At 70.6% G+C, this 13,161-nt stretch carries 13 protein-coding genes; 10 read left to right on the forward strand and 3 right to left on the reverse strand.

Annotation, left to right across the window (positions count from 1 at the left end; genetic code table 11):
* Positions 1-65: 65 nt before the first annotated feature.
* Positions 66-854, reverse strand: coding sequence for a crotonase/enoyl-CoA hydratase family protein (locus tag ACFWY9_RS00445; RefSeq protein ID WP_378327597.1), 789 nt, complete (start codon positions 852-854; stop codon positions 66-68).
* 64 nt (positions 855-918) lie between these two features.
* On the opposite strand from ACFWY9_RS00445, the gene ACFWY9_RS00450 reads away from it, so the two are divergent.
* Positions 919-2,532 carry an acyl-CoA synthetase gene (locus ACFWY9_RS00450; protein WP_378327596.1) on the forward strand — a complete coding sequence of 538 codons (1,614 nt, stop codon included), beginning with the start codon at positions 919-921 and terminating at the stop codon, positions 2,530-2,532.
* Between the two features lie 9 nt (positions 2,533-2,541).
* The gene (locus tag ACFWY9_RS00455; RefSeq protein WP_378327595.1) at positions 2,542-3,648 is read left to right on the forward strand and encodes an NAD(P)H-dependent flavin oxidoreductase; all 1,107 of its coding nucleotides are present in this window, start codon (positions 2,542-2,544) and stop codon (positions 3,646-3,648) included.
* A gap of 79 nt (positions 3,649-3,727) precedes the next feature.
* Here the strand turns inward: ACFWY9_RS00455 and ACFWY9_RS00460 are convergent, their stop codons facing one another.
* Together ACFWY9_RS00460 and ACFWY9_RS00465 are read right to left on the reverse strand one after the other, a co-directional pair.
* A complete protein-coding gene (locus ACFWY9_RS00460) occupies positions 3,728-4,528 on the reverse strand; it encodes a S1 family peptidase (protein WP_378331275.1) in 801 nt (266 codons plus the stop codon).
* Positions 4,529-4,699: 171 nt separating this feature from the next.
* Positions 4,700-5,944 (reverse strand): APC family permease, encoded by a 1,245-nt coding sequence (locus tag ACFWY9_RS00465; RefSeq protein WP_378331276.1) that lies wholly within the window; start codon positions 5,942-5,944, stop codon positions 4,700-4,702.
* 80 nt (positions 5,945-6,024) lie between these two features.
* Here ACFWY9_RS00465 and ACFWY9_RS00470 point away from each other — a divergent pair, with 80 nt between their 5' ends.
* The 8 genes from ACFWY9_RS00470 (at position 6,025) to ACFWY9_RS00505 (ending at position 13,130) form a co-directional block, all read left to right on the forward strand.
* A complete protein-coding gene (locus tag ACFWY9_RS00470; RefSeq protein ID WP_378331277.1) occupies positions 6,025-6,801 on the forward strand; it encodes a GntR family transcriptional regulator in 777 nt (258 codons plus the stop codon).
* Positions 6,802-6,958: 157 nt separating this feature from the next.
* Entirely contained in the window at positions 6,959-8,077 is a 1,119-nt protein-coding gene (locus ACFWY9_RS00475) for a TIGR03364 family FAD-dependent oxidoreductase (protein WP_378331278.1), read from the forward strand.
* Positions 8,074-8,748 carry a phosphonatase-like hydrolase gene (locus tag ACFWY9_RS00480; protein WP_378331279.1) on the forward strand — a complete coding sequence of 225 codons (675 nt, stop codon included), beginning with the start codon at positions 8,074-8,076 and terminating at the stop codon, positions 8,746-8,748. Before ACFWY9_RS00475 ends, ACFWY9_RS00480 begins: the two co-directional genes overlap by 4 nt.
* Before the next feature lie 14 nt (positions 8,749-8,762).
* Positions 8,763-9,794 (forward strand): 2-aminoethylphosphonate ABC transporter substrate-binding protein, encoded by a 1,032-nt coding sequence (locus ACFWY9_RS00485; protein ID WP_378331280.1) that lies wholly within the window; start codon positions 8,763-8,765, stop codon positions 9,792-9,794.
* Entirely contained in the window at positions 9,791-10,870 is a 1,080-nt protein-coding gene (locus tag ACFWY9_RS00490; RefSeq protein ID WP_378331281.1) for an ABC transporter ATP-binding protein, read from the forward strand. The genes ACFWY9_RS00485 and ACFWY9_RS00490 overlap by 4 nt, the downstream gene beginning before the upstream one ends.
* Complete coding sequence (locus ACFWY9_RS00495) at positions 10,867-11,796, forward strand: 2-aminoethylphosphonate ABC transporter permease subunit (RefSeq protein ID WP_378331282.1); 930 nt, start codon at positions 10,867-10,869, stop codon at positions 11,794-11,796. The genes ACFWY9_RS00490 and ACFWY9_RS00495 overlap by 4 nt, the downstream gene beginning before the upstream one ends.
* Positions 11,774-12,571 carry an ABC transporter permease gene (locus tag ACFWY9_RS00500; RefSeq protein WP_378331283.1) on the forward strand — a complete coding sequence of 266 codons (798 nt, stop codon included), beginning with the start codon at positions 11,774-11,776 and terminating at the stop codon, positions 12,569-12,571. Before ACFWY9_RS00495 ends, ACFWY9_RS00500 begins: the two co-directional genes overlap by 23 nt.
* Before the next feature lie 40 nt (positions 12,572-12,611).
* Positions 12,612-13,130 carry a hypothetical protein gene (locus tag ACFWY9_RS00505; protein ID WP_378331284.1) on the forward strand — a complete coding sequence of 173 codons (519 nt, stop codon included), beginning with the start codon at positions 12,612-12,614 and terminating at the stop codon, positions 13,128-13,130.
* Positions 13,131-13,161: the final 31 nt, after the last annotated feature.

Here is a 13,161-nt window from a genome sequence, read left to right on the forward strand (position 1 = left end):
GCGGAGATCTCGCGAGATCTCCGCCCAATCACACGAGATCGCCGTCGGATCACGCGAGATCTCCGTTAGCGGCCGTGGAATTCGGGGCGGCGCTTCTCGGCGAAGGCGCGGGGGCCTTCCTTGGCGTCGGCGCTGGCGAAGACGGCGATGCCGTACTGGGCGTCGAGCTTGAAGGCCTCTTCCTCGTGCATGCCTTCGGTGTCACGCATGGTCTTGAGGATCGCGCGGACGGCGAGAGGGCCGTTGGCGTTGACCAGCGAAGCCAGCTCCAGTGCCCGGTTCAGGGCCTTTCCGTCCGGGACGACGTGCCCGATCAGCCCGATTTCGCGGGCCTCGGCCGCGGTGATGTGCCGTCCGGTGAGCAGCAGATCCGCCGCGACGGTGTACGGGATCTGCCGCGGCAGCCGGACCGCCGATCCGCCCATCGGGTACAAACTCCACCGCGCCTCGGACACCCCGAACTTCGCGCTTTCCCCGGCGACGCGGATGTCCGTTCCCTGCAGGATTTCCGTCCCGCCCGCGATGGCGGGCCCTTCGACGGCGGCGAAGAGCGGCTTCGTGAGCCGACGCCCTTTTAGCAGTCCGTCGATCCGGGCCGGGTCGAACGCCCCGCGATCGAAGGCGTCGCTCGGCGCGTTGCGGGACATCGACTTCAGGTCCGCGCCCGCGCAGAACGCGCCGCCCGCGCCGGTGAGGACGCAGCTGCGGATGTCGTCGTCGGAATCGACGCGGTCCCAGGCCTCGGTCATGATCCCGAGCATCTCGCCGGTCAGCGCGTTCTTCGCCCCGGGCCGGTTCATCGTGACGACGAGCGTCTGCCCGTCCCGCTCCACCAGCGCGTGCGGCTCGCTCAACGGATACCTCCTGGAAACGTCGGTGACCATTGCCCAGAACGATAACATGTTCTACTTTGGGGACGTGGCACTCAACATCGCGGATCTACTCGAGCACGCCGTCGACGCCGTGCCGGAACGTGTCGCGGTCGTGTGCGGTGACCGGCGGGTCACCTTCGCCGAGCTGGAGGCGAGGGCCAACCGCCTCGCCCACCACCTGGCCGCGCACGGCGTGGGACGCGGATCCCACATCGGTGTTTACTCCCGGAACTCCATCGAGGCGCTGGAGGCGATGATCGCGGCCTACAAGCTGCGCGCGATCGCCGTCAACGTCAACTACCGTTATGTCCACGGTGAACTGAAGTACTTGTTCACCAACGCCGACCTCGTCGCGCTCGTCCACGAACGGCAGTACGCGGACAAGGTCGCCGCCGTGCTGCCGGAAACCCCGAAACTGAAACACGTTGTCGTCGTGGACGACGGCACCGGCGGGGATTACGAGAGCTACGGCGGAGTCGACTACGAGACGTCGTTGGCCGCCGAGTCGCCCGAACGCGACTTCGGCGAACGCAGCGCCGACGACCTGTACATCCTCTACACCGGCGGTACCACCGGCTATCCCAAGGGCGTCCTGTGGCGCCACGAGGACATCTGGCGCGCACTCGGTGGCGGCATCAACTTCGTCACCGGCGAGTACGTCCCGGACGAGTGGACGCTCGCCGAACAGGGCAAGTCGGGCAGCCTCGTGCGGCTCCCGGCCGCGCCGCTCATCCACGGCGCCGCGCAGTGGGCCGCGTTCGGCGCGCTGTTCACCGGCAGCCCGGTCGTGCTCGTCCCGCGGTTCGACGCGCACGACGTGTGGAAAGCCGTGCAGGACAACAAGGTCCAGGTCCTCACGATCGTCGGCGACGCGATGGCGCGCCCGCTCATCGAGGCCTATCGCGAGGGCGACTACGACGCGTCGTCGATCGTCGCCGTCTCCAGTCACGCCGCGTTGTTCTCGCACTCGGTCAAACAGGAGTTCCTCGGTCTCCTGCCGAACGTCGTGATCACCGACGCGATCGGTTCGTCGGAGAGCGGGTTCACCGGAATCGGCATGGTGGGCAAGGATTCCGACCACAGCGCGGGCCCGCGCGTCCAGTTCGGCAAGGACGCCATCCTGCTCGACGAGGACGGCAATGCCGTCGCACCGGAGCCGGGCGCGATCGGCCTCATCGCCCGGCGCGGGCACGTCCCGCTCGGCTACTACAACGACCCCGAGAAGAGCCGGACGATCTTCGCGGAGGTCGACGGCGCCCGTTATGTCGTACCCGGCGATTACGCTCGCTACGAAGAGGACGGCACGGTCACGCTGCTCGGCCGTGGGTCCCAATGTGTCAACACGGGTGGTGAGAAGGTCTATCCGGAGGAGGTGGAAGGTGCGCTGAAGTCGCATCCCGACGTCTTCGACGCGCTGGTGATCGGCGTGCCGGACGAGCGGCTGGGCCAGCGCGTGGCCGCGGTGATCCAGCCCCGCGACGGCGCAGCCGTGGACTTCGCGAGCCTCGAGGCGCATGTGCGCGGGGAGATCGCGGGGTACAAGGTGCCCCGCACGGTGTGGCTCACCGAGGAGATCGGCCGTACGCCGAGCGGTAAACCGGACTACCCCTGGGCACAGCGGTACGCCGCCGAGCACCCGCCCGCGAACCAGCCCGTCTAGGAGGTACGGATGCGGACTCCGCTCTGCGATCGGTTCGGGATCGACCTGCCGATCTTCGGGTTCACCCCGTCGGAACACGTCGCGGCCGCCATCAGCCGGGCCGGCGGGATGGGCGTGCTCGGCTGCGTCCGGTTCAATGACGCCGCCGAACTCGACGCCGTCCTCGACTGGATGGACGAGCACACCGACGGGAAACCGTACGGCGTCGACGTCGTGATGCCCGCGAAGATCCCCGCCGAGGGGACCCAGGTCGACCTCGGCAAGCTCGTCCCGGAGGAACACCGCGCGTTCGTCGACAGGGTGCTGGCCGAACTGGGCGTGCCGCCGCTGCCCGGCGAGGGGGCCGAGCGCGACGGGGTGCTGGGCTGGCTGCATTCGGTCGCGCGGTCGCAGGTCGACGTCGCGCTGAAGCATCCGATCAAGCTGATCGCGAACGCGCTCGGCTCGCCGCCGGAGGACGTCATCGCGCAGGCGCACGCCGCGGGCGTGCCGGTGGCGGCGCTCGCGGGCAAGGCCGAGCACGCCGCGCGACATGTCGCCAACGGTGTCGACATCGTCGTGGCGCAGGGCTACGAGGCGGGCGGCCACACCGGCGAGATCGCCTCGATGGTGCTCGTCCCGGAAATCGCCGACGCCGTCGGCGATCAGGTCCCGGTGCTCGCCGCGGGCGGGATCGGCTCGGGCAGGCAGGCCGCCGCGGCGCTCGCGCTCGGCGCGTCCGGGGTGTGGATGGGCTCGTTCTGGCTCGCCACCGAGGAATACCTGCAGACGATGACCGGATCGGGCGCGATCCAGAGCGCGCTCGTGGCCGCGAGTTCCTCCGACACCGTGCGCAGCCGGATCTACACCGGGAAACCGGCGCGGCTGCTCAAGACCCGGTGGACCGAGGCGTGGGCGGCCCCGGACGCGCCCGAACCGCTGCCGATGCCGTTGCAGAACCTGCTCGTTTCCCCGGCACACCACCGGATGCACGCGGTGAAGGACCCGGGCCTCGTCGCCATGCCGGTCGGGCAGATCGTCGGGCGGATGGACCGGGTCCGCAGCGTCGCGGAGGTCATCGCCGAACTCGTGTCCGGTTACGAGGAGGCACTGTCCCGCCTGGACAAGACGCGCTGAAATGCCGTCAAGGCCACCTTACGGGCGTCTGTCGCCCGCAAGGTGGCCTTGACGGCATTGAGGTCCTGCGGTCCGGAAGCTAGATCTTCTTGGCGGCGTCCGCGATCGCCGACGCGAACGTGCTCACCTCGGTGTACACACCGGGCGCGTGCGGCCGGGCGCAGCCGTCGCCCCAGCTGGTGATGCCGACCTGGATCCAGGCGTTGTTGTTGTCCCGCCGGAACATCGGCCCGCCGGAGTCGCCCTGGCAGGTGTCCACCCCGCCGGCCGACACGTTGCCCGCGCAGATTTCCGCGCTCGGGATGAGTTCGCCGTACGACCCGCCCTGTGCCTGGCAGGTGGCGTCGGTGACGAACGGGACCTGCGCCTTGAGCAGGTAACGCTGCTGCGACCCGCCTTCGGTCGCCGCGCCCCAGCCCGCGATCGTGAAGGTGCCGTTGTTGTACGACGACGTCGTCGCGATCGGCAGCGTCGCGAGGCCGGTGACCGGGCTCGCGAGCTTGATCAGCGCCCAGTCACCGCCGGTGTCCGTGCCGTAGGTCGGTGACCGGTACACATAGGTCGACTTCACCTTCTGCGCGCTGGTGCTCTGCAGGTCGACCACGCCGACGGTGGCGGTGATCGAGCTGTTCGCGCCCGTCCTGCTGACACAGTGCGCCGCGGTCAGCACGATCTGGCTGGTGTAGAGCGCTCCGCCGCAGCCCATGGACAGCCGCACCATGAACGGGAATTCTCCTTGCGCGGCACGGGTTCCGCCGACGACGTCGGTGGACGGGGGTTCGGCGGCGACCGCCGGGGTGGCGAACGAGGAGATCGTCGCGGCCGCCGCGAGTCCGATCGCGGCGTTTCTGAGCAGGGTGAACCATCGCTTGGGGGCCAAGGGATCATTCCTTCCGGAGTCCACAGTGGATACTGAGGCACTGCACGCGGCCGCCCATCGACTACACCAGAGGCACCCACATGGGGACTACCGACTTTCTTCGGGTCTTTCCGGCAAATGGGTCACCAGCGGACTGGTTACAAGCCCGTAACCTGGTAGTCCACAATGGACTCAGCGGCGAAGGTGCCGCACACCGTAGGCGGCCGCGCCGAGCGCGAGCACCCCGCAGCCGGTCACCACCGACGTCCACGGCAGGCTGAACGCCAGGACGACACAGCCGAGCAGGCCGGCGACCCCGATGACGCGGGGCGCGCGGTTCTCCTCGCGCCGCAGTGTCAACGCCGCGGAGTTGGCCACGGCGTAGTACGCGAGGACCGCGAAGGACGAAAACCCGATCGCGCCGCGAAGATCGATCGACGCGGCCAGCACCGCGACGATCGTCCCGACCGCCAGCTCGGCCCGGTGCGGGACGCCGAACCGGGGATGGACGACGGCCAGGAACCGGGGGAGGTGCCCGTCGCGGGCCATCGCCAGCGACGTCCGCGACACCCCGAGGATCAGCGCGAGCAGAGAACCCAGCGCGGCGAGCGCGGCACCGGCGCGCACGACCGGCGTCAGCCACGGCCACGGCGACCCGGACACCGCCGCCGCGATCGGGTCGGCGCTCGCGGCGAGTCCCGCGGGGCCGAGCCGGACGAGCAGCACCACCGCGAGGACGGCGTAGACGACGAGGGCGAGCCCGAGTGCGAGCGGGATGGCGCGCGGGATCGTGCGGGCCGGGTCGCGGACCTCCTCACCGAGCGTCGCGAGCCGCGCGTACCCCGCGAACGCGAAGAACAACAGCCCTGCCGCCTCCAGTACCCCGCTCGTCCGGAAGTCCGCGAACGGCGTGACGGCGAACGCCGCTCCACCAGAGAGCATCGAGGCGACCGACAATGCCAGCACCAGCAGGGTGATCGTGACGATCACCCGCGTCGCCAGCGCCGAACGGTGCACCCCGCGGTAGTTGACCCCGGTCAGCGCCGCGACGACCGCCACCGCGAGCATGCTCCGCCACGGCCGGTCCAGTCCCGGCGCGGCGTACGCGACGACGGTCAGCGTCATCGCCGCGCAACTGGCCGTCTTCCCGGTCACGAATCCCCAGCCCGCCAGGAAACCCCAGAATTCGCCGAGCCGTTCCCTGCCGTACACATAGGTCCCGCCGGACTCCGGATACCGCGCGGCCAGCCGGGCCGACGACGTCGCGTTGCAGTAGGCGACCACCGCGGCGAGCGCGAGCGCGGGCAGCAGCCCGGACCCCGCCGCGTGGGCGGCCGGGGCGAACGCGGCGAACACGCCGGCCCCGATCATCGAGCCGAGGCCGAGGAACACCGCGTCGCCGAGGCCGAGCCGCCGGGCCATGGGGGTCGAGCTCATCCAGGTGATCCTTCGCGTCGGCCTGCCTGTCGCGGGACAGCGAACCACGTCTGCGTCCGGAGGGCCTAGTCTCGGGTTCCGTGACCGCACGTTTCTCGCCGACCCGCCTCTCCGCCGACGGCCCCGTCCGCGACGGGATCCCCGAGCACGGCCGCATTCCCCGCTACTACGCGGTCAAGGTCGGCCTGCTGGAGGCGATCGACGAACTCGGCGAGGGCAGCGCGCTGCCCACCGAGCGGGAACTGTGCGAGCGGTTCGAGGTCTCGCGCGCGACCGTCCGCCAGGCGGTCGGGGAACTCGTCCTCGAAGGCAGGCTCAGCAGGCGGCAGGGGAGCGGGACCTATGTCGCCCCGCCGAAGATCGTGCAGCCGCTCGCGCTGGTCAGCTACACCGAAGGTCTGCGACGGCAGGGCATCGAGCCCGGCCGGAACGTGATCACCCTCGAACGCCGGGCCGCCGGCCCCGCGCTCGCCGCCGACCTGCGGATCGAGCCGGAGGACGAGATCATCCACATCGAGCGGGTGCTGCTCGCCGACGCCGAACGCGTCGGCCTCGAGTCGACATATCTGCGTGCCGCCCGGTTCCCGACGCTGCTCGACGTGTTCGATCCGGAGCAATCGCTGTACGCCTGCCTGCGCGAGCGGCTCGATGTCGTGTTCGACGGCGCCGAGGAGCGCGTCGAGACCGTGCTCGCGACGCCGCGGGAAGCGTTGCTGATCGGCACGAACCCGGCGCTGCCCATGCTGCTCATGCACCGGATCTCGTGGGGCCCCGACGGCGAACCGTTCGAACGGGTCCGCTCGCTGTTCCGCGGTGACCGGCTCAGCTTCATGACCCGCCTGGGCCGCGTCGAATAGCGGCGGCTCATGCGTCCAACGCACCCAATGCCGCATTCGGGCGCTCGACCACTGGTAACGAAACGGTAACTCATCCGGTCCAATATTCGGGGGTCCTTTACCCGGCGTTCGTCCGGTGGCCAGGCTCCGTTGGCGGCCGGCGGCGAGCGTAGGCGGCGTGCGAATCCTTGTTGTGGGCGGCGGCGTGCTCGGCACGATGCACGCCTGGCAGGCCGTCGAACGCGGCCATGAAGTGGTCCAGCTCGAACGCGAGCCCGAGGCGCGCGGCGCGTCCGTGCGGAACTTCGGGCTGGTCTGGGTCGGGGGCCGTGCCTCCGGGCCGGAGCTGGCGACGGCCCAGCGCGCGCGGGTGCTCTGGGAGCGGATCGGCGCGAAGGTGCCGGGGGTGGGCTTCCGGCCCAACGGGTCCCTCACCGTCGTCCGGACCGACGCGGAACTCGCTGTCGCGCGGCAGGTGACGGCGAGCGCGGAAGCGGCCGACCGCGGGTTCAAACTCCTCGACGCCGCCGAGGTCCGCGAGCTGAATCCCGCACTGCGCGGCGACTTCCTCGGCGCGCTGTGGTGCGATCGCGACGGCGCCGTCGAGCCCCGCGTCGCCCAGCCCGCGCTGCGGGCCGCGCTCGAAAAGACCGGCCGCTACACCTGGCTCCCGGGGCGCGAAGTCCGTGAACTGACCGGCATCGGCGTCGTCGACGACCGCGGCGAGCGGCACGTCGGGGACGTCGTCGTGTTCTGCACCGGCGCGTGGCTCGGCGGGCTCGTCCGCGAACTGGCGGGGCCGGCGCCGGTGCGCCGCGTCCGGCTGCAGATGGCCCAGACCGAACCGCTCGGCGAGCCGCTCACCACGAGCGTCGCCGACGCCGACAGCTTCCGGTACTACCCGGCCTATCGTGGCGACGCCCTCGACGCGCTCAACTCCGGGCAGCCCCAGGGCGAGGTCGCCGCGCGCAACGCCATGCAACTGCTGATGGTGCAGCGGCTCGACGGCTCGCTGACCATCGGTGACACCCACGAGTACGACGAGCCTTTCGGCTTCGACGTCGACGAGGACCCGTACGACCATCTCGCCGACGTCGCCGCCGCGCTGCTCGGCCGTCCGCTGCCCCGGATCCGCCGCCGCTGGGCCGGGGTCTACGCGCAGGCCACCGATCCGGCGCGCATCGTGCACCGCGCGCGGGTCGCCGACAACGCCGTGCTGGTCACCGGGCCCGGCGGCCGCGGCATGACCTGTTCACCCGCCATCGCCGAAGACACCGCAGAGGAGCTGGGACTGTGACCATCGAACTGGCCGTACTGGACATGGCGGGCACCACCGTCGCCGACGACGGCCTCGTCGTGCGTGCCTTCACCGCCGCCATCGCCTCCGCCGGAGTGTCCGAAAAGGACGGTCGCTACCCGGAGATGCTGAAGTACGTCATCGACACCATGGGCCAGTCGAAGATCACCGTCTTCCGTGCCATGCTCGGTGACGAGGCCAAGGCTGTCGCCGCCAACGAAGAGTTCCAGCGTGCGTACGAAAAGCTCGTCGCCGACGGCGCATGCGCGCCGATCCCGGGCGCCGAGGACGTCATCCGCGGTCTCCGGGAGGACGGCGTCAAGGTCGCCCTTACCACGGGGTTCGCCCCTGCCACGCAGCACGCGATCCTCGACGCGCTGGGCTGGCACGACGTCGCCGACCTCGTGCTCGCGCCGGGAGAAGGCGTGCGTGGACGGCCGTATCCCGATCTGGTGCTGGCCGCGGCGTTGCGGCTGGAGGTCGGCGACGTGCGAAACATCGCCGTCGCCGGGGACACGCCGGTGGATATCCAAACCGGACTCCGCGCCGGAGCGTCCATTGTGGCCGGTGTGCTGACCGGCTCCGGCAAGCGGAACGAGTTCGTCGAAGCCGGTGCCACCCATGTCCTCGATTCGATCCGTGATCTCCCCGAACTGCTGATCCCTGCCTGAGGAGCGAGCAAGACATGAAGACCACCAAGCGGCTGGCGACGGCCGCCCTCGCCGCGACGCTGCTCGCCGTGCTGACCGCGTGCGGGGGCACCGCGGGCGGCGCGAGCGGCGACAAGAGTGTCGTGGTGTACACAGTGGACGGACTGGAGGACTGGTACACCGCCCGGTTCGAGGAGTTCAAGGCCAAGACCGGCATCACCGTCCAGGCGGTCACCGCCGGATCGGGCGAGGTGGCCTCCCGGGTCGAGAAGGAGAAGGCCAACACCCAGGCCGACGTCCTGGTGACGCTGCCGCCGTTCATCCAGCGTGCCGCCGCGCAGGGGCTGCTCGCGCCGTCGAGCCCGCAGGGGGCCGACCAGGTGCCCGCCCCGCAGAAGGACCCGCAGGGCCGCTATTTCGCGATGATGAACAACTACCTGAGCTTCATCCACAACGCTCAGAACCCGGCGCCGAAGACCTGGGACGATCTCCTCGCGCCGTCGCTCAAGGGAAAGATCCAGTACTCCACACCCGGCGAGGCGGGCGACGGCACCGCGGTTCTCCTGCAGCTCCAGCACGTTCTCGGTGAGCAGGGCGCACTGGAGTACCTCGGCAAGCTGGAGGCCAGCAACGTCGGCCCGTCCTCGTCCACCGGCAAGCTCCAGCCCAAGGTCGCCAAGGGCGAGCTCCTGGTCGCCAACGGCGACGTGCAGATGAACCTCGCCGAGATCGACAAGAGCGGTGGCTTCTCGGTGTTCTTCCCGGCCGACGCGCAGGGCAAGCGCTCGACGTTCGCGCTGCCGTACTACGCCGGGCTCGTCACCAACGCACCGCACGCCGACAACGCCAAGAAGCTGCTCGACTTCCTGTTCTCGCCGGAAACCCAGGCGAAGGCGGCCGACGCGTACGGAATCCCGGCCCGCGCCGACGTGACCACGAGCGGACCGAAAGCGGAGAAGGTCAAGGCCGCACTGTCCGGTGTGGACATCTGGCAGCCGGACTGGACCGCGGTGCTCGGCGGGCTCGACGCCGCCCTCGCCGCGTACAAGAAGGCCGTGGGCCGATGACCCCGGCGGTCGAGTTCCGCGGCGTCGAGGTCCACTTCGGACGGACGAGGGCATTGGCGCCGCTTGATCTCACGGTGGCGCGCGGCGAGACGCTGGCCATGCTCGGGCCGTCCGGATCGGGGAAGTCGACCGCGCTCAAGGCACTGGCGGGGTTCGTCCGCCCGAGCGCGGGGCGGGTCCTGCTCGACGGCGAGGATGTCACGGACCTCCCGCCGCACCGGCGGGGCCTCGGCGTCGTCGTGCAGAGTTACGCGCTGTTCCCGCACATGCGGGTCGACGGCAACGTCGCGTTCGGGCTCAAGGCACGCCGGATGTCCAAAGCGGACACTGCCCGTCGCGTCGGCGAAGTACTCGACCTCGTCGGTATGGGGAAGTACGCGCGGCGTTACCCGAGGGAGCTTTCCGGCGGGCAGCAGCAGCGGGTGGCACTCGCCAGGGCGCTGGCGATCCGCCCCCGCGTGCTCCTGCTCGACGAGCCACTGTCCGCTTTGGACGCCGCGCTGCGGGAGGACATGGTCGCCGAACTCCTGCGGCTGCGAGCGGAGTTGCCGGACACGACGCTGATCTACGTCACCCACGATCAGGGCGAGGCGCTGGCGCTGGCCGACCGGATCGCGGTCATGCGGGACGCGCGGCTGGTCGAACTCGGGCCCTGCGAACAGCTCTATCGCTATCCCGCGACGGAGTTCACCGCGAGCTTCCTCGGCGCGTCCAACCTCATCCCGGTCGAGCTGATCCGCGCCGACGGCGACCGGCTGGTGACCGTCCGCCTCGGTGAACGCGAGCTGGCCGCCGAGGCCACCGGTGTGATCGCCGACGGCCAGGCCGTCGCGCTCGGGGTGCGGCCGCATCGCGTCGAGGTGCGCGCGGCGGAGAGCCCGGACGCGCTCCCCGCGCTGGTGCGCGGTGTCCAGTGGCGGGGCAGCGGCTACCGGATCGACCTCGAACTGCGGCACGACGGCAGCGAGATCCGCGCCGAAGTGTCCGGTGTGGACGGACTGCCCGGCGTCGGCGAACCGGTCGGAGTGTCCATTCCGGATGGTTGCCCGCTTGTCGGGATCGGGGTGAAGAGGTGACCGGCATCGCGCTCGAAGCGGCCAGGAGCCGGGGCCGCGAGCGGGGCAGGACGGACCGCGGCTGGCTGCCCTGGCTGCTACCGCCGCTCGTCCTGCTGCTCGGGTTCTTCGGGTACCCGCTGGCGCTCGTCGCGGGGCAGTCGCTGACGGCGAAGTCCGGCGAGGTCGGCCTGTCGGTCTGGGCCGACGTCCTCGGCTCGGCCGAATTCCGCGACGCGCTCGGACAGACTGTCGCGCTCGCGCTCGGCGCGACCGCGGGCTGTGTGCTGCTCGGCACGTTCCTCGCGCTGGTGATCGCGTTCGTCCCGTTCCCCGGCGCGCGGGCGCTGTCGCGGCTGGTCGACACCGTGCTCGCGTTCCCGTCGTTCCTGATCACGCTGGCGTTCACGTTTCTCTACGGCAGCGCGGGAATCCTCGGCGCGGGCGGGTTCCTGTACTCGCCGTGGGGCGTGCTGCTCGCCGAGATCACGTTCTACACCCCGTTCGTGATGCGCCCGGCGCTCGCCGCGTTCGGGCAGGTGCCCGCCGCCCAGCTCGACGTCGCGGCGAGCCTCGGCGCGAAGCCGGGCCGGGTGCTGTGGCGGGTGATCCTGCCCGAAGCGTTGCCGTCGCTGGCTTCGGGCGCCTGTCTCACCATGCTGCTGGCGATGAACGAGTTCGGGATCGTGTTGTTCCTCGGCGCGAAGGACGTCGCCACGCTGCCGACGCTGATCTACGGCAAGGCGATCGTGACGTTCGACTTTCCCGCCGCGTGTGTGGTGGCGATGGTCAACGTGGCGCTTTCCCTTGCGCTGTATGGGTTTTATCGCTGGGCGTCGGAGGCACGACGAGCTTACAATCGCGCAGCCGCTCGTCGTGCCGACCGGGTGCGGGTGTCCCGCAAGACACAGAAGGGAGGACCTCGTGCTGCTGTGGACGCGGCGTAGCAGGATCGTGCTGTGGACGGTGTTCGGCGTGCTGTTCACCGCGGTCGTGCTGGCGCCGTTGGTGATGATCGTGCTCGCGTCGTTCGCCGGCCACTGGACCGGCGTGCTGCCGGGCGGTCTCACCGGCGCGCACTTCGCAGAAGCGTTGTCGGGGGAGACGTTCGCGAGCCTGTCGGTGAGCGTGCAGACCGGGGTGATCACCTCGGCCGCCGCGGTCCTGCTCGGCACGTGGGCGGCGCTGGCGGCGGAGAAGGCGCCGTCGCGCGTGCGCCGCGTCGTGGACACCGTGTTCCACCTGCCGATCGCGGTGCCCTCGGTGGTGCTCGGCCTGGCGCTGCTGGTCGCGTTCAGCCGTCCGCCGCTCGCGTTCAACGGGACGCGCTGGATCGTGCTGCTCGGGCACCTGATGATCCTGCTGCCGTTCGCCTACAGCACGGTTTCGGCCGCGATGGCCCGCGTCGACCCGTTGCTCGCGCAGGCCGCCGCGAGTCTCGGCGCGAGCCCGGCGCGGGTGCTGCTGCGGGTCCGGCTCCCGGTACTGCTCCCGGCGATGTCGGCGTCGGCGAGTCTCGCGCTCGCGATGTCGATGGGGGAGCTGGGCACGACGATGATGCTGTACCCGCCGGACTGGCGGACGCTCCCGGCGAGCATCTTCGCGCTCACCGCTCGCGGCCAGGTGTTCCTCGCCTCGGCGAGCACCGTGCTGCTGCTGGCGGTGACGCTGGCCGGGGTGGTGCTGCTCGGTCTCGTCCGCGGTCGCGCGGCACATCGCTGAACCCGTGCAACCTCCGCGGCGCCCGTTCCGTCTGGAAGATATGCGAAGCGCGGTGAAGGTACTGGGGATCGGCGCGGTGATGGTGCTGGCGGCGGCTTGTCAGGACAACGCGCCGCCGAAGACGCCTGCCGGGAACAGCGTTTCGCCGACGGCTTCCTCGGTGGCTCCGCCGTCCGCTCCGCCGTCGACGTCGGCGACTCCGCCGGTGGCCCAGCCCGGCAACCCGCCGGGCCAGAGCCGTCCGACCCAGGGCGTGCCGGCGGGTGACACGGCGTTGCCCGCGACCCAGGTCGACAGCAGCGGGATGGGCGACGGCTACGCCCGCCCCGTCGCGGCCGCGGACGGCGGGAAGACGCTGTTCGTCCAGGAGGAGCAGCGCGGCTGCGACCAACTCGACGCCAAGGCCACCGAGCAGGACGACCGCCAGGTGGTCGTGCTGATCACGGTGATTCGCGCGGCCCGCAGCCAGGTCTGCCCGGACCACGTCAAGGAGATCACCCTCCCGGTCCCGCTCACCGCGCCGATCGGGGCCCGCAAGGTCGTCCTGCGCCTGGGCTGAAGGGGACTTTCCTCTCGTAGGACGAGCTGAA

This window comes from Amycolatopsis sp. NPDC059027 (assembly GCF_042739735.1).
In the GTDB taxonomy this organism is placed as follows: domain Bacteria; phylum Actinomycetota; class Actinomycetes; order Mycobacteriales; family Pseudonocardiaceae; genus Amycolatopsis.